The sequence below is a fragment of the Frankia sp. CcMO1 genome, assembly GCF_977945845.1.
The window spans coordinates 1-15,738 of sequence record NZ_CDWTMG010000099.1 but is presented as its reverse complement, the minus strand read 5'-3'; the positions used below and the strand labels follow the sequence as shown (position 1 = coordinate 15,738).

Annotated in this window: 12 protein-coding genes; 2 read left to right on the top strand and 10 right to left on the bottom strand. The window is 71.4% G+C overall.

Going from position 1 to position 15,738, the window contains the following annotated elements; genetic code table 11:
• Positions 1–304: 304 nt before the first annotated feature.
• Genes AC08OU_RS13480 through AC08OU_RS13465 form a run of 4 tightly spaced genes read right to left on the bottom strand, consistent with a single transcriptional unit; the run spans position 305 to position 5,178 of the window.
• Complete coding sequence (locus AC08OU_RS13480) at positions 305–2,677, bottom strand: ArnT family glycosyltransferase (protein ID WP_476600203.1); 2,373 nt, start codon at positions 2,675–2,677, stop codon at positions 305–307.
• 41 nt (positions 2,678–2,718) lie between these two features.
• Positions 2,719–3,723, bottom strand: coding sequence for a sensor histidine kinase (locus AC08OU_RS13475; protein WP_476600207.1), 1,005 nt, complete (start codon positions 3,721–3,723; stop codon positions 2,719–2,721).
• Positions 3,605–4,426 (bottom strand): hypothetical protein, encoded by an 822-nt coding sequence (locus tag AC08OU_RS13470; protein ID WP_476600202.1) that lies wholly within the window; start codon positions 4,424–4,426, stop codon positions 3,605–3,607. The genes AC08OU_RS13475 and AC08OU_RS13470 overlap by 119 nt, the downstream gene beginning before the upstream one ends.
• Positions 4,423–5,178: a response regulator transcription factor gene (locus tag AC08OU_RS13465; protein ID WP_476600200.1), complete on the bottom strand. Its 756-nt coding sequence runs from the start codon at positions 5,176–5,178 to the stop codon at positions 4,423–4,425. Before AC08OU_RS13465 ends, AC08OU_RS13470 begins: the two co-directional genes overlap by 4 nt.
• A gap of 436 nt (positions 5,179–5,614) precedes the next feature.
• Here AC08OU_RS13465 and AC08OU_RS13460 point away from each other — a divergent pair, with 436 nt between their 5' ends.
• Entirely contained in the window at positions 5,615–6,088 is a 474-nt protein-coding gene (locus AC08OU_RS13460) for a hypothetical protein (protein WP_476605037.1), read from the top strand.
• A 58-nt stretch (positions 6,089–6,146) separates the two neighbouring features.
• On the opposite strand, the gene AC08OU_RS13455 is transcribed toward AC08OU_RS13460, so the two are convergent.
• The 4 genes from AC08OU_RS13455 to AC08OU_RS13440 form a co-directional block, all read right to left on the bottom strand.
• Entirely contained in the window at positions 6,147–8,477 is a 2,331-nt protein-coding gene (locus AC08OU_RS13455; RefSeq protein ID WP_476600198.1) for an Hsp70 family protein, read from the bottom strand.
• A gap of 455 nt (positions 8,478–8,932) precedes the next feature.
• Positions 8,933–9,502, bottom strand: a complete 570-nt coding sequence (locus tag AC08OU_RS13450; RefSeq protein WP_476600196.1) for a hypothetical protein — start codon at positions 9,500–9,502, stop codon at positions 8,933–8,935.
• Positions 9,503–9,552: 50 nt separating this feature from the next.
• Positions 9,553–10,359, bottom strand: a complete 807-nt coding sequence (locus AC08OU_RS13445) for a response regulator (RefSeq protein ID WP_476600195.1) — start codon at positions 10,357–10,359, stop codon at positions 9,553–9,555.
• Positions 10,356–11,543 carry a sensor histidine kinase gene (locus AC08OU_RS13440; protein WP_476605036.1) on the bottom strand — a complete coding sequence of 396 codons (1,188 nt, stop codon included), beginning with the start codon at positions 11,541–11,543 and terminating at the stop codon, positions 10,356–10,358. The genes AC08OU_RS13445 and AC08OU_RS13440 overlap by 4 nt, the downstream gene beginning before the upstream one ends.
• Positions 11,544–11,995: 452 nt before the next feature.
• On the opposite strand from AC08OU_RS13440, the gene AC08OU_RS13435 reads away from it, so the two are divergent.
• A complete protein-coding gene (locus AC08OU_RS13435; RefSeq protein WP_011434791.1) occupies positions 11,996–12,244 on the top strand; it encodes a DUF6158 family protein in 249 nt (82 codons plus the stop codon).
• Positions 12,245–12,284: 40 nt separating this feature from the next.
• Here AC08OU_RS13435 and AC08OU_RS13430 read toward each other — a convergent pair whose 3' ends face one another.
• Entirely contained in the window at positions 12,285–14,249 is a 1,965-nt protein-coding gene (locus AC08OU_RS13430) for a substrate-binding and VWA domain-containing protein (RefSeq protein WP_476600191.1), read from the bottom strand.
• Positions 14,250–14,526: 277 nt separating this feature from the next.
• Positions 14,527–15,327 carry a nucleotidyltransferase family protein gene (locus AC08OU_RS13425; protein ID WP_476600189.1) on the bottom strand — a complete coding sequence of 267 codons (801 nt, stop codon included), beginning with the start codon at positions 15,325–15,327 and terminating at the stop codon, positions 14,527–14,529.
• Between the last annotated feature and the right edge of the window lie 411 nt (positions 15,328–15,738).

The window sequence follows — 15,738 nt, the reverse complement described above, 5'->3', positions numbered from 1 at the left end:
CCCTGTATACGGGGATGACGACGTCCAGCATCGGGCGCGGACGGCCGCCGTCCGGCCCGAGCCATCTAGGCTGATGATGTTCAACGGGAATGCTCGCTCCGGTGCTCCCGGTCGTCTCGAAGGTCCCGGTCATCCCGGTCATCCCGGAGATCACGGTCGTCGAGGAAGGCATCCGCGTCATCGTCATGCTCTCCACCCTCGGTTCGGGAGCTGTGCCGCTCGTGTGCCGATGCTGTGCGCCTGCTGTGAGCGTCGGCCGGGCTGAGGATCGCCTCGGCGATTGCGGTTGTGGTGCGGAGCGGCGTCAGGTAGTGACGCCGGTGCCCGTCGTGGAGCCGGCGGTGGCGCCGGTCTTCGGTGCGGTCAGGTCGTAGAGGGTCACGCCGTCGACCGTCTTCGAGGTGAAGTTCTCCGTCACCCAGCTGGAGATCTCCCGTGAGGACGAGCTACCGCCGTTGGCCTGACCGAAACCGCCGCCGCCGATGAAGTAGTGGATCTTTCCTTCGGCGACGTACTGCTTGAACTGTGCCAGGGTGGGCGAGGGGTCGCTCCCGTTGAACCCGCCGACCGGCATGACCGGGTCCTGGGTCGCGAGCTGGTATCCGGCTGCGCTATTCGAGCCGACCGCGGCGGCGACCCAGGTGTAGGAGTCCGCGTTCTGCCTGAGCAGCTTCACGATCGCGTCGCTGGGAGTGACGGCGCTGAGTAGACCGCCCGGGCCACCGCCCCGGGTCTCCTGCCCGCCGAGGATCCCGTTCCCCAGCACGCTGGTTCCGGTTCCGGCACCACCACCCGCCTGGCCGGGCATCCCGCCCTGGCCGCCGGGCATCTGCTGCCCACCGTCGGGGAAGGCCCCACCGGGGAAGATTCCACCACCCTGTGGGCCAGCCTGCGGGCCGCCCTGGCCCATGCCCTGCGGCGGGAAGCCCTGCTGATGGCCGGCCTGCAGGCCGCCCTGGCCCATGCGGCCGCCACCCGGCCCGCCGAAGCCGGCGCCGGCGGGACCCGCAGCCGGGATCGAGCCGGTGTGCGGGGTCGCCGCGGTGGCGATGGCGTACGAGCCGGGTCCGAGGAGCCCGGCGACCAGCGCCACGGCGGCGACGCCGAGCGCGGCCCGCCGCGGCAGTCGGATGGCTGCGAGGAACCCGAGCGCCGCGATGATCCCGGCGACGAGCACGGCGTACCGGATCCACGGATGCCACTGGGGGGTGCGGTTCAACAGGGTGTAGCACCAGGCGGTGGTGGCAGCCATCGTGGCGGCCGAGACCACGGCGGCGGCGGGATGCCGGCGCTGACGCCAGAGCAGCGCGCAGCCCATCCCCACCAGGGCGCCGACCGCCGGGGCGAGCGCCACCGTGTAGTAGGCGTGGAAGATGCCCTTCATCTGGCTGAAGACGATGCCGGTGACGAGCAGCCAGCCGCCCCAGAGGAGGAAGGCGGCGCGGGCGCGGTCCGTCCGCGGGGTGCGCCGGGTGATCCACAGTCCGGCGACGAGCAGGATCAGTGCGGTCGGGAGCAGCCAGGAGATCTGACCGCCGACCTCCGAGCCGAACATGCGGGTCCAACCGGCCTGGCCCCACATGCCGCCCCCGCGGCCGCCCGGACCCCCGGGACCGAAGACGACCGTGCCGCCGCCGGGAACGGCGCCTGCCGCGTTGTTCCCGATGAATTCCGGCAGGCCGCCCATCCGGCCACCGCCGACGCTGCCGGTCTCGTTGCCGGTAAGTCGGCCGAGCCCGTTGTAACCGAGGGTGAGCTCCAGCAGGCTGTTGTGCTGTGAACCCCCGATGTAGGGGCGGGAGGACGCCGGGACGAGCTCCACGATCGCGATGAAGAGGCCGGCGGGGATCAGCAGTCCGAGCCCCGCGGCCAGGGTTTGCCGGACGCGCCGCCAGAACGAGGTCGGCGCGGTCACCAGGTACACCAGTGCGAAGACAGGGACGACGAGCAGTGCCTGCAGCAGCTTCGTCAGGAAGGCGAAGCTGACCAGGACCCCGGAGAACACCAGCCAGCGGGTGCTCGCCTGCTCGATCGCCCGCAACGTCGCGTAGGCCGCGGCGACCAGGAGCAGCACGAGCAGGGCGTCCGGGTTGTTGAACCGGAACATCAGGGCCGCGACCGGGGTCAGGGCCAGCACCGCGCCGGCGAGCAGGCCCGCACCGGCGGAGAATTGCCGCCGCACGGTCTGGTAGAGCAGGCCGACGGTGACGACACCCATCAGCGCCTGGGGCACGAGGATGCTCCAGGCGCTCAGGCCGAAGATCCGGACGGACAGCGCCATGACCCACAGGGAGGCCGGCGGCTTGTCGACCGTGATTGAGTTGGCAGCGTCCGAGGAGCCGTAGAAGAACGCCTTCCAGCTCACCGAGCCGGCCTGGACCGCGGCCGAGTAGAACGCGTTCGCCCATCCCGACGCGCCGAGGCCCCACAGGTAGAGCACACCTGTGCCCACCAGCAGGGTGACCAGTGCTGGTCGGGCCCAGCGGGCGTCCTCGGCGGCTACGTCTTCGGCGGCTACGAGGCCACCGGAGCCGTCGACCGGGGGCCCGGTCTCGGTGGGGGCGTCGGGGGAGGGCACATGGTGGGGCTGGTCCCTGGTCCACGGCATGCGCCGCCGATGTCCAGGGGCCCGACCGCCTCCGGAGAGGGGCACCGGGTCGGTGAGTATGGGCGACATGGGGATCACTGTCGACCGCGGACCTTTCGGCTTCTTGTGATCTACCTGTACGCAGGCTGTGAAGCTCGGTCGGGGTGCGTCGGGCCGGTCAGGCGGGCAGGCTCGGGTGGGACCGTCCCCGAGGGTGGGAGGCATCGGGGCAGCTCGACCATGAAGGCGGTGCGTCCCGGCTCGCTCGTGGCCTGCACGTGCCCGTGATGTGCCTCGACGACGGCGGCGACGATGGCGAGCCCCAGCCCGGTGCTACCGGCGGCGCGGGACCGCGAGCTGTCGCCGCGCGCGAAGCGTTGGAAGACCTCGGGGAGCAGATCCGGGGGGATGCCCGGGCCGTCGTCCACGACCGCGAGGATCGCCGTGGGGCCGCTCACGGTCAGGCTCGCCGTGACCTGGGTGCCCGGCGGCGTGTGGGTGCGGGCGTTGGCCAGCAGGTTCGCGAGAACCTGGTGCAGGCGGGCCGAGTCCCCGGTGACCGTGACCGGCTCCTCGGGCAGGCCGAGGGCGAAGCGGTGGCCCGGGGCGGCCACGTGCGCGTCGCTGACCGCGTCGACGATCAGCCGGGAGACGTCCACCGGTTCCCGGACCAGGTCCCGACCGGAGTCGAGCCGGGCGAGCAGCAGCAGGTCGGAGACCAGCGCCGTCATCCGCGCGCTTTCGGACTCGACCCGGCTCATCGCGTAGGTGACGTCCGCGGGGACGTGCTCGCGGGTCCGGCGGGTCAGCTCGGCGTACCCGCTGATCGCCGCGAGCGGAGTGCGCAGTTCGTGGCTGACGTCGGCGAGGAACTGGCGCATCCGCATCTCGCTCGCGTGCCGGGCGGCCAGCGCGGCACCGATGTGGCCGAGCATCCGGTTGAGTGCCGCCCCGACCTGGCCGACCTCTGTGCGCGGGTCGGTGTCGACCTGCGGCACACGCACCGACAGGGCCACCTCACCCCGGTCGAGGGGTAGCTCGGCGACCCGGGAGGCCGTCGCGGCGACCCGCCGCAGCGGTCGCAGCGTGACGCGGACGATCGCCGTGCCGGCGATCGCGGCGGCCGCGATCCCCACCAGGGCCACCACCCCAGCGATCATCGCCATCCTGGTGAGGGTCGCGTTCACCTGTTTCATCTTTCATCGGCAGCCCGGTGATGACGGTCATACCGTCAGGGGTGGTCCTCGCGAGGAGCCGATAGTCACCCTGATCGCCGAACGCCCGGGTATACGGCCGCAGGTAGGCGGGAATGCCCGCGACGACGGCGGTCTCGGCGGTGGTCAGCTCCTTCCCCTCACCGGCGGTATCGATGAAGGCCCCGTAGGTTCCATCCTCGTCCACGACGGCTCCCAGCGTTCCCGGATCGACCGGTCCACGGAAGAACCGGCGGACCCGCAGCTGCTGCGGGCTGAGGCTGGACGGCTGGCCGGCGGCAGCGGAATCGGCAGCGGAATCGGCAGCGGAGTCGGCGGGGGCAGCGGAGCCGGCGGCGGTGGCCGAGCCGCCGGCAGTGCCGTAGCCGGCGTTCCCCTCGGCCGGGGCCGGGAAGGACGGGAGGTTCTGAAGAAAGGCGGGTTCCGGCCGGTCCCATCGTCCGCTGGCCTCCCGCAGCCGCCTGTCGAGCTGGTCGACGAGGACACCTCGCAGCGCGACGGCGGTGACGAACACGATCGCCAGCGAGACGGTCGCCAGCAGGAGCATCAGTAGGGCGAGCAGCCGGGTGCGCAACGACCAGCGCGAGGGCGAGACCGGCACGATCCGGTGAGCCGGGGAGCTCATGCCGGGCCCGGCGCGGTGCCCCTCGATGACGGGGTGGCGGAGGTCTTCGGTGCCAGCGCCGGATCGGCCGGCCGCAGGACGTACCCGGCCCCGCGCATCGTGTGGATCATCGGGGGGCGGCCGGCGTCGATCTTCTTGCGCAGGTACGAGACGTAGAGCTCGACGACGTTCGCCTGGCCGCCGAAGTCGTAGTTCCAGACCCGGTCGAGGATCTGGGCCTTGCTGAGCACCCGGCGTGGGTTGCGCATGAAGAAGCGCAGCAGGTCGAACTCGGTGGCGGTGAGGTGCACCGGCTGGCCGGCGCGCTGCACCTCCCGGCTCTCCTCGTCCATCGTGAGGTCGCCGACGACGCGCCGGGCGCCCTGCAACGCCTCGGTGGTGCGCGCGGCGCGACGCATCAGTCCGCGCAGCCGCGCGACGAGCTCCTCGAGACTGAACGGCTTCGTGACGTAGTCGTCGCCGCCGGCGGTGAGTCCCGCCACCCGGTCCTCGACGGCGTCCCGGGCGGTCAGAAACAGCACCGGTACGTCCGGGCTCTCCGCCCGCAGGCGCCGAAGCACCTCCAAGCCGTCCATGTCGGGCAGCATGATATCGAGAACGACCGCGTCCGGCCGGAAGTCGCGGGCGAGCCGCAGCGCTCCGCGACCATCCGCGGCGCTGCGCACTTCCCACCCCTCGTAGCGCAGCGCCATCGACAGCAACTCCGCCAGTGTCGTCTCGTCGTCTACCACGAGGACCCGCACCGATTGCATGGTGTCAGCTTCGCCTCCTTGGCTGGCTGTTACCTGAGGTCTTGCTGTGAGCTTGCTGTGAGCTGGTTCTGTGAATGCCCGGGGCCGCGGAATCGTAGGTGTGCCACTCGCCGCGATGTCCATCGACGAGACGACGGGGACCCCCTCGAATGGCAGCCTCCCCCGGGTGGCGGGCCCGACGGCTCCGATGGGATGGACACCACGTTCGGTCAAGCATCGCATCACATCTTGCCAAGATTTTATCTTGGTGAGACTAATGTGGGCGGAGGTGATGAGAGATGGGAGAATATCAACGGGATCACGATGTGATCTGTCGTCGGGTTGACCGTTGGAGTATCCCCCTTCAGGGGGTTCACCTGCGCAAACTGGGTAGGTGTACAGCATGGCTTGCCATAGTCGTCCTCGGTCCGCCGTCCGCGGTAACCGTCCCCGTATCGTGCGCCGGGTGGTACTGCCCACCGCAACTCTGGTCACCGCGGGAGTTGTGACCGTGGGTACGGCGTTCGCCTGTTCCAGATCGTCCTCGGTGGCGTCGGCCCCCGGGGAAACCAGCCGCGTCGTCGCCGCCGTAGCTCGCGGCGCCGGCACCTTCCCGCCGTCGGCCGGGGATGCGGGCGCGATTGCCGAGGCGGTCCGGACGAGCCCGTTCACCGCGGATGTTCCGCCGCAGAACTACGAGGTCACCGGGACCACCGTGGCCGCCAGCGACCCGAGCTGGGCACTGACCGAGCTGCGCCCGACTGTGGCCGATCTCGACCGGGCCGAGGGGGTACTGCATCACACGGACTCCGGGTGGGAACTGGTCCAGCTCGGTACCTACGAGGTCGGGTGTGGCGTCGTGCCCGAGGCGGTGCTGGACGACCTCGGCCTGAAGTGCCCGCCGCGGGACGGCTCGGTCTTCCCGACCTGATCTCCGGGAGTTCCGGGAGTTCCGGGCGGCGGATCTGCCTGCCGGGACGGCCGGAGCGTCAGGGGGTGTAGATGATGTCCCAGAGCCGAGCGGTCATGTCGGTACTGGTGGTGGCGAGCAGGAGGCCGTAGGGAGCGAACGCGCAGCTCATCACCGTGCTGCTGTGCCCGGTGAGGGTGGCGATCGCGGACCCGGTCGCGACGTCCCACAGTTGCGCGGTGTCGTCGGTGCTCGCCGTCGCCAGCAGGTGGCCGTCCGGGGAGAAGGCGCAGCTCTGCGCCGAACCCGGCAGGGTGAGCACGGTGGTGCCGCTGGAGGCGTCGGTGAGCCGGGTGCCCTCGTTGCCGCTCGTCGCGAGCAGCCGGCCGTCGGGAGAGAAGGCGCAGCCGCCGGCGAAGTTCGTGTGCCCGGGTAGGCTCATGATGATCTCGCCGACCGTGACGTCCCACAGCAGGGTGGACTCCGCGCCGGCGGTGACCAGCAGCCGGCCGTCGGGGGAGAAGGCGCAGCCGTAGACCGAGCCGCGATGGCCGTTGAGGGTGGCAAGGTTCTTCCCGGTCGACGAACCCCACAGCCGGACGGTGCGGTCGGTACTGGTCGTGGCGAGCAGGCTGCCGTCCGGGGAGAAGGCGCAGCCGTACACGGGTCCCCGGTGCCCGGTCAGGGTCACCGTCTGGCGGGCGGCGTCGACGTCCCAGATGCGGGCCGTCTTGTCGCTGCCGGTGGTGGCGAGCAGCTTGCCGTCCGGGGAGAAGGCGCAGCCGTGCACGACCAGGCTCTTGCGCCCGCTGAGCGTGACCGACGTTCGGCCGGTGGCGACGTCCCACAGCCGGGTGCCGTCCTTGCTGGTGGTGGCGAGCACCTTGCCGTCTGGGGAGAAGGCCGCCGAGGTGACATCGCGTTCGTGTCCCTTGAGGGTGGCCCGCGCGGTGACCTCGACGTGGTGGGACGGGCGGCTGCTGCGCTCGAAGCCGCGCAGGTCCGCCGGCACCGCCGACCCCATCGGCACCGGCCCGGACGGAAGCGTGGTCGCCAACCAGTCGGCGTCGCGGACCGGAGTGCCGGGTGCCGCGTGGGTGTGGATGAGGCTACCCGGTGCCTCGGCGGCCAGGTCGAACAGGAAACCGTCGGTGAGGCGGACCCGCGCCAGCACGGCGCTCGCGTCGAAGCGTTCCCCGGGCTCGACGAGCCAGCGCACCATCGTCGCCCGCCCGCCGGGGATGTCCCAGCGAGCCGGTTGCAGGACCGGATTCGGGCGCGCCGCGGTGGTCCGGCGGGTGGAGACCGAGCTTGCCCAGGCGGCGGCGCCGAGCACCACGGCGAGCTCGGGATCGGCGGGGAGGTAGATCTGCTGCCCCGGCCAGTCGGTGCCGACCCCGAGCCGACCTTCGAGGATGTCGGTGACGACCGGGATCCGGGAGCTGCCCCCGACGAGGAGCACCCCACTCAGCTTGTCCGGTCCGTAACCGGATGACTTCAGCAGGTGCTGGCAGCAGGCCATCGTGCGGGCCAGGATGGGGGAGGCGAGCTGGGTGAACCGGTCACGCTGCATGCTGACCAGCAGGCCGGCCGGGCTGAAAACGTCCTCCACGACGGCGATGGCGGAGAGCTGATGTTTCACCGCCCGGGCGAAGTCGAGCAGCTCGTGGCGGGTCCGGTTGGCCGTGGTCTGGAACGTCTCGCCGATCCCGGGCGGATTCAGTAGCGGTTCCAGCCCCGGCCCGTACAACCCCAGGATCTCGTCGAACAGAATCTGGTCGAGTTCGCGGCCGCCGCAGTCGTGCAGAGCCGAGTGGGAGAGCAGCTCGTGCCGGCCGTCCTCACCGACCGCGACCAGTGCCCCCTCGAACGTCCCGCCACCCAGGTCGTACACGAGCATGAGCGAGCCAGGCTCGGGCGCGGCGCCGACCACCGGCGACCAGGCCGCCGCGACCGGCTCGGCGAGCAGGTCCACGTCGACGAACCCGGCGGCCTCCGCCGCGGCGATCATCGTCCGGCGCAGCGGGCCGGCGGGATCGTAGCTCGCCGGTATCGTGACGACGGCCCGCGACAGCGCCGCACCGCCGAGCTGCTGTTCGGCCTCGGCCTTCAGCGCGGACAGCACCGCGGCCACCAGCACGTGCGCCGGATAGCCGCGGCCGTCGAGCGACACGGCGCTGTCCCGGGCCAGATCGCGCTTGACCTCGCCGCGGTACGCCGCGGGCCAGATCCGCTTGCGCCGCTCAGCGAGCGTGCCGACGATCAGGCTGCCGCCGTCCACGAAGACCGACGCGGGCCAGCTCGCCGAGCCGCTCGCGGGCTCCTTCACCGGTTCGATGCGACCGTCGACGGCCAAGGCGGCCGAGGCACTGCAGGTGCCGTAGTCGATGGCGAGGATCGGCTCGCCCACAGCACCCCCTGTCCACGTTTCCAGTGGGCAGATCATAGCGATGTCGACAAAGCCACCAGCGACACCCTCACCAGTGGGGCAAAAGCTGGGACCAAATGTTTGCGACCGGTTGCCCTTCGTAGCGGCTCTCGCCGGTGCGGACAGCGGCGGCCGGCGCCTGCCGGCATGAACAGGCAGACTGCCGGCCTTCCCCGGCGACCGACAGTCCGCGGAACCACGCCGGTGCGCCCCCGATCCGGCACCAAGCCGTCTCGCTTCCCCCGACGATCCGGCCCGACCCGTCGCACCGGCATGGTCCCTGCCCTCGATCCTGGTAATTCCGATGGGCCGACACCATCCCTCAATCATCGGGGGAAAGCGGATGATCCCCGGCCGTCACCGATCCGTCCGGGTGATCCATCGGCTGGGGCGCCAGGGCGCGCGACGCAGGTCGCCCGTGGCGGCCGCCAGTCCGGCTACCTGCTCGGCGGCCTGCTTGCCGAGATCGACGGCCAGGTGCGCGGTAGCGAGGACCCCTCGCCCGGGATCGTGCGCAGCCGGGCGACCACCGGTCCGAGCCGGATGATCTGAAGGTAGCCCGCGAGCGGATCGCCGGTGGCGAGATGCAGGTGGGCGGACCCGTCCGTGACGGGCGTGCCGTCCGTGACGGGCCCGGCCCGGGCGACCAGGCGTCGGGTGAGTAGGGCGGCCCTCCGGTTGTTGCGCAGCAGCCACCGCGAGTCGTCCAGCCGGTACAGATCCGCGTCCGGGGTGCCCAGCCAGATCGCGTGCCCACGGTGCACCGCCTGGATCTCACGGCCGTCCGCCTCGGCATTCGTGCCGTCGCCGGGGATCGGTTGGTCAGCCGGATGGGCCGTCGCGACGTCGGGAGATCTGATCCGCCACATGCCGACGGGGAGCGCATCCGGTCCCAGGAACGACCCGAGGAAGGCTGCCCAGAGACGACAGGACCGCGGATGACCTTCGTCCCCGCCGTTTCCCCCGCCCATCCTGACGAGGGTGTGGCCGAAGTCGGCGCAGGACAATCCCTCGAAATCAAGGGGGTCTCAATCGAGGGGCCTCAGCCAAGGGGGGCTCAGCCGAACCCGAGCTCGCGGGCCCAGAGGGCGGCCGCCGTGCTGGGCGGGATCGTCGCCGGGGCGTCGGGATGGCTCGCCACGTACTTCGCCTTCGCCGTGCGCAGATAGTCGGCGATGACACTGGCCTTGACGTTCATCGCCCGTGCCGCCTCCCGGTGGGACATGCCCCGGCAACCGACGAGGACCATCACCTCAGCCTCCCGCGGGGAGGGCCGGTGCAGGCGGCGGCGTCGGCGGGCGGCGTCGAAGATTCGATCGAGCAGGTCGTGCACGGTGGCGGCGGTCATTCCCCACTCGCCGCGCAGTTCATCGATGAGGTCGCCCTGGGCGAGTCCGCGCAGCAGGTTCCGTTCCGCGGGCCCGATCTCGCCCCGGGACAGCGGTCGCCGGTGCGCATCCTCCAGTAGAAACCCGGCGAGGCGGGCGGAGATGTGGAAGCTACCCTCGGCGACGGCGGTCACCGCCGCCACGAACTGCTGGGCCGGGGCGGTCTTCTCAACGAAGCCGCGAGCCTGTGCGGCGACCGCGTCGAGGACCTCGTCCGGTGTCGCCACCCCGGAGGTCGCCAGCACCCGAAGACCGCGCCGATGCAGGTCGGCCACGGCGGCGGCCCCGGACACCCCGGGCAGGTGCAGGTCGCACACCACGATCCCGGGCGTGGTGTCCCGGTCGAAGGTCTCCAGGCTCGGGGCCGGCGCCAGCACGGAAAACCCCGCGCCGGCGAACCTGGCGGCCAGCGATTCGGTGGCGATCGGGTGATCGTCAATGATCGCCACCGAGACCGGCCGGCGATCGACGCTCATCGACCGTCCCCGGGCGTGCCGTCCCCGGTCGGCTCGGCGGCAGGCCAGCGGAAGGTCACCTTCGTCCCACCACCCGGCCAGGCGGTCACCAGGGTCTCCCCGCCATACCGGCGCAGAGCGGAATAGCTTCCGGTCATGCCTCCGCCCGGTCGGACGGAGCCGGGATCGAACCCCACCCCCCTGTCCCGGACGACCACCAGCACCGAATCCGCGTCGCCCTCGACGAAGAGGTGAACCTCGTCGGTGCTGGCGGAGTGTCGAACCACGTTGCGCAGGGCCTCCCTCGTCGCGGCCACCAGTGCCTCGCGGACCTCCGCGGGCGGTTCACCCTTGATCGACACGAAGGGCACCAGGGCGAGCCCCTCGTCGGCGAAGGCGTCCACGACCGCGGACATCATCTCCTCGAGGCCGTTCTGGGTGGAGCCCGGCGAAGCCGTGCCGTCGATGGCCAGGGCCCTCGGGTCTATCCCGCGTGGATCCATGATGATCCGACGCGCCCGCTGTGCCCCGCGCCGGGCCTCCCGGACGAGCGCCGGCGAGGGCACTCCACCGGCGGCGACGTGATCGACGACGGGGAGCAGGTAGTCGTGGATCTCCCGATGGGTGATCTCGCGTTGGCGCAGGCTCTCGGCCTCCTTCTCCTGCTCGATCGCGAGCCGCCCGGCCGCCGCGGCCTCGTCCTGGGCGGCCGCGGTCGCCGCGGAGAGCGCGCGCAGCTCATGGGCGATGAGCATGGCGACGACGTACCACAGGGCGAAGCCCAACAGGTCCGAACCGAGCTTGAGGGAGACGTCCGGCAGCACGGCCAGGCTCCACGCCGCCATCAGGACGGCCACCGCACCGACCGCGAGCAGCGTCAGCCCGAGGCCGAAGCCGATGCCCGCGGGTGCGACGAGGCTGAACGGCACGAGCTCAGTCATGATCTTGTTGCGTTCGTCGGGTTGCGCGGCTCTGGACCCGACGAGCATCAGCGCCACGCAGAAGGCGACGTCCGCTAGGACCAGCCGGGGGGACAGCCGGCCCGGCCGCCGCCAGACCCGCCAGGTGAACCAGGATGCCTTGACGGCCGCGGCCGCCACGATCAGCACGGCGATCCACGGGTGGCGCAGGCGAGCCCAGCCGAAGAGCGGAATGATCATGAACGTCGCACAGGCTGCTCTGGTATAGCCGACCATTCGGGACATACGTTGCTCGGTGCGTTGGATGACGTCGCAGGAAGAAGCCGCCGATCCGACCAACATGGTCATAGTGCGCAACGGTAGCGAGCCAGCCACAGATCGACCAGCGCCTGACCAGTGGCCGGCCAGAGTGCCTGACCAGTGGTCGACCAGAAGGAGCGGGCATCTGGTCGTCCCGGTGTGTGAAGAGCGCCATCCGGGCACCGCAATCAGATGCAGACCACGTATCCCGTCATCGTCACGGTCCCGCCGCCGGGTCCCGGCCCGACGCCACCCGAGCCCTCGCCGCCCTCGCCGATCCCCGATCCTGTTCTGCCCGGTCCCGAGCCGACGCCACCCGAGCCCGCGCCGGATCCGGTACCACCGCCCGGCCCGGGGCCGGATGTTCCGATCCCGCCGAACCTGCTGGTCCTCCCGCCAGCCGGGAATCGCGCCGCCGGAATGGGTAGACCGAGGGCATGATGCACCGACCAGCTGGAATCCCCGCGCAGGAGCTGACCGACGTTGACCTCGTCCGGGAGCTGCGGCACCTGCATCGCACCCGGCACGACGCCTTCATCGCGGGGAGCGAGGACGCCTTCGAGACCCACACCGCGCGGATGCTGGAGCTCGAACGCGAATACCTGCGGAGGTTCCCAGACGCCGCGAGTCCCGATCCGCGCCGGACCCGAGCCGGCAGACGGCGTGCCGCCGGGGTTCCCGTCTGAGCTGCTTCAGGGGCGTGTGGCTTCAGGAACGCGCGTGGCTTCAGGGGCGGACGCGGGTCAGCGCGTCGAGGTAGATGTCGACCACCTGGCTCGGGTCCGGCCGGAGGTAGGAGCGTCCTCCGGTCGCCGCGGCGATGCGCCGCAGCGCGGTGAGGTCGGCGTCGTTGCTGTAGGCGATCATGATTATGGCGACCGGCCGCTTCGGGTCGTAGTCGGCGTGCAGCTGTTCGATCAGCCCGTCCAGGCTCGGCGCGGCAGCACCCCGGTTCGTGTCGCGACCGTCGGTGAGGATGACGACCTGGTTGAGCCGGCCGGGGACGTAGTGCTGGGTCAGGAAACGGAAGGCCGCGAGCGTGGTGGCGTACAGATCGGTGGCTCCGCCGGGGACGATCCCGGCCTGCGCGGCGATCAGCTCGTCCCGATGGGTGCCGCCTCGTCCGGGTGCGTTAAGCGGAGCCATCGGCACGAGATCCCGGTAGCCTTGGACGCCCTGCTCGCCGGAGAACCGCCAGAGACCGACCTGGCTGTCGGGTGCAAACAGGCGCAGGCCGGCCAGGGAGGTCTCGACGGCCGCCTGCATCCGAGTTCTTGACGGGTCGGTGCCCGGGACCGGTTCGGCCATCGATCCGGAGCTGTCAAGCGCCACGAGGGTGGCACCACGCTGACGGGCATGGCGGAAGAACCGCCGAGCCGTGCCGAGCGTGCTGTCGGAGGCGTCCGTGCTCGCCAGCTTGGGCGGGACGGAGCGCACCCCATCGGTCGCGTTCAGCGTCTCGGCCAGCCCGCCTGGGTCATCGTGGCCCGCCAAGTCGGTGAGTGTGCGGAAACCGGCTCCGGTAAGGGCCGCGCGGCCCGCGTCCCCGCGCACGAAGGTGGCGAAGGCGTCCGCCGCGGCCCGCCGGGACGACGAGCTCGCCGTCTTCTTCAGGACGATGTACGGCACCGTCGCCGTGAACATCCCGTCCGAGGGGCTGGACGCCACCAGCGTCGTGGCCAGGCGGTTACCGTTCTGGCTCGTCAGGGACCGGTTGTAGGCGATGACATCGGCCTCCAGGGCCGGGAAGGCCGAGGGAGCGGATCCGGCCGCGCCGTTCTCCGTGCCGCCGGTGCGCACCGAGTCGAAGAGCTGCTGGTCATACTCCGGCAGCCAGTCGATGGAGCGTTCCTGCCGGAGCACGGTGAGCTGGGCCGCGCGATCCTGGTCGAACGTGCCGGTGGTCATCTCGGCCGCGGTGAGTCCGCGGGCGGCGCTCACCGTTCCGATGACGGCCCGCAGCGCGGCGGCTGAGTTCTCCGGATTGGCCATGGCGAACCGGAAGTCCCCCCACCGGGGCTCGCCCCGGTGGGTCCAGAAATCGGCCTCGCCCGCGGCCGCGGCCAGTTCGGCCCAGGTCACATGATGCTCGGGCCAACCGAGGCGCTGCGCCATGAGTCTCGGCATGGCGATGACGACGGGCGATCCCGCGATCGTCGTGGCCTTCGCCGGCAGTTGCGCCGTGGCCGGGTCCGATTCCTGGCCCAGCTCCAGCCAGTCGGCCGACTCCGGAATCCAGACGTCGGGCGGGCCGGGGGAGTCCGGCGACTCCGGTCGGGACAGCGTGTCGAGCACCCGGTCGGAGGCGACCGCCGACACGGCGAGGGTCACACACGGGCCCGCCGAGCCCTCGGCACCGGCGCGCCGAAGATCGAAGTCGGCGGCGAGCCGGCTGATCGGCGCCGCGAGTGCCGGCGCGGTGGTGATGGTCAGGGTGGCCCGTTCGCCGCCGTCCGCGCATTCCCCGGCCGGTCCGGCATCCCAGGCGGCGCGGGCCGCGAACCCGATCCCGGTGGCGGTCAACGCGCCCAGCACAAGCAGCGCCGCGCCGCTGACGATGCCCAGGCCGACGGTGACGGCGCGGCCACGGCCGCGGCCACCGGCCCGGGACCCGCCATACCGGGACCCGCCGTGATGGGACCCGCCACCACGAAATCTGTTGCGGCGGGATCGATGACGGGCGTCGGACACGGAGACGTCCTTTCCGCGAGCGAGCGTCGTGTCCGTCCCTGACCCGCCACCAGCACGATGGTCTGCCTGCGTTTCCCGCTGTTTCTCGCCGAGTCCATCGCGCAGCGCCCGACACCATCCCCGGGTGTCCGGCCGGCCCCAGATAGTGATGATATTGTGCCCCGTGCCGGTTCCCCTGCCGCCGATACTGCCGATAGCCCGGTTGGGCGTCATCCTTTCTTGGAAGACCGGGGTCTGCTGTTGTTCTTCCGTTTCTCACGTCGTTGCGGCGGTGTTCCTACTTATGGGTCCTTCGCGTTCTACCCGGGCTGGGTGTGCGCGTCGCCGATGGCGAGGTCGGTGGGGCGACGGCGGCTGGGGTTTCGAGGTCGGCCAGGGTTTCGACGTCGGCCAGGGTTTCGACGTCGGCCAGGGTGTCGACGTCGGCGGGTGAGCCGGTGCCGTCGCAGGGCACGCCGGTGACCCGTCCCGGGTGGGCCCGCAGCCATGCCCGGGCGCCGACCTCGCCGCGCGCGAGAGCCGCCGCCTCGGGCCAGACCGAGCGGCGTAGCAGGACGGGATGGGCCGGCCGGCCTCCGTAGGTGGCGATCAGCGCCGGATGGGTCGACCCCGGATCGGCCGCGGCGGAGATCAGACGTTGCACCGCCGCCGCGCCGAGGGACGGTTGGTCTACCAGGGTGACGACCACGGCGTCGGCGTCGGTGCCGACCAGGGCGGCGAGACCGGCCCGCAGCGACGCGCCGACACCCTCGGCCCACCGCGCGGCCGATACCAGGCGAACCTCCGGCATCGGGCCGGCCGTGGGTTCCATCCCAGCCGTGGGTTCCAGGCCGATCTCGGGCGCATCCTCGCCCGCGGGCGCCGGCCCGGCGACCCGGCGGGTGGCGAGGCGTCGCACGACGGCGCCCACCTCGTCCGCGGCGGCGCCGGTGACGACCACGACCGGCCGGCAGCCCCCCGCCGTGAGCAGGCGGACACCCCGCTCGACCAGCGTCACACCGCCCAGCTCGACCAGGGCCTTGGGGCGTCCCATCCGCCGTCCGGCCCCGGCGGCGAGCAGCAGGCCGGCGACGTTCACGTGCTCCGGTATACCCGCCCCTGCGTCGCAGGAATTCGACGATCCGGATGTCGAAGACGGCGTTGTCGTCCCCGGCCACCATTCTTTGCAGGGAAGTTCACGGCCCCGCTTGGCGTAGCTCTTGAGACAGTCCGCCCGCTCCACAAAACAAGTCCATCGCAGTAAGCGAAGATCCGTGAGTCAGGGACATGCCAGGTAGCAGGGGCTGGGCGCCCAAGGCTTGCCCCGCCCGTCGGCGTGTTGGACTGACTGTAGCCTGCTTTCTGCGTTGTGACATCGTTACGTGACTTGCGGTCACGTCCTTCCTGGCTCTGAGTGCCGTGCGTTCGTAGCAGGAGAGATCGCCGCTGATCTCGGTGCCGACGCTCCCATTCGTCGAGTGGGCGGCGCTCTTGGCCGGGCGCATGGCGC

Excerpts from the sequence above, each read along its gene's own strand:
- AC08OU_RS13480 (WP_476600203.1), bottom strand. The coding sequence starts at position 2,677 with ATGTCGCCCATACTCACCGACCCGGTGCCCCTCTCCGGAGGCGGTCGG.
- AC08OU_RS13470 (WP_476600202.1), bottom strand. The coding sequence starts at position 4,426 with ATGAGCTCCCCGGCTCACCGGATCGTGCCGGTCTCGCCCTCGCGCTGG.
- AC08OU_RS13465 (WP_476600200.1), bottom strand. The coding sequence starts at position 5,178 with ATGCAATCGGTGCGGGTCCTCGTGGTAGACGACGAGACGACACTGGCG.
- AC08OU_RS13445 (WP_476600195.1), bottom strand. The coding sequence starts at position 10,359 with ATGAGCGTCGATCGCCGGCCGGTCTCGGTGGCGATCATTGACGATCAC.
- AC08OU_RS13440 (WP_476605036.1), bottom strand. The coding sequence starts at position 11,543 with ATGTCCCGAATGGTCGGCTATACCAGAGCAGCCTGTGCGACGTTCATG.
- AC08OU_RS13435 (WP_011434791.1), top strand. The coding sequence starts at position 11,996 with ATGATGCACCGACCAGCTGGAATCCCCGCGCAGGAGCTGACCGACGTT.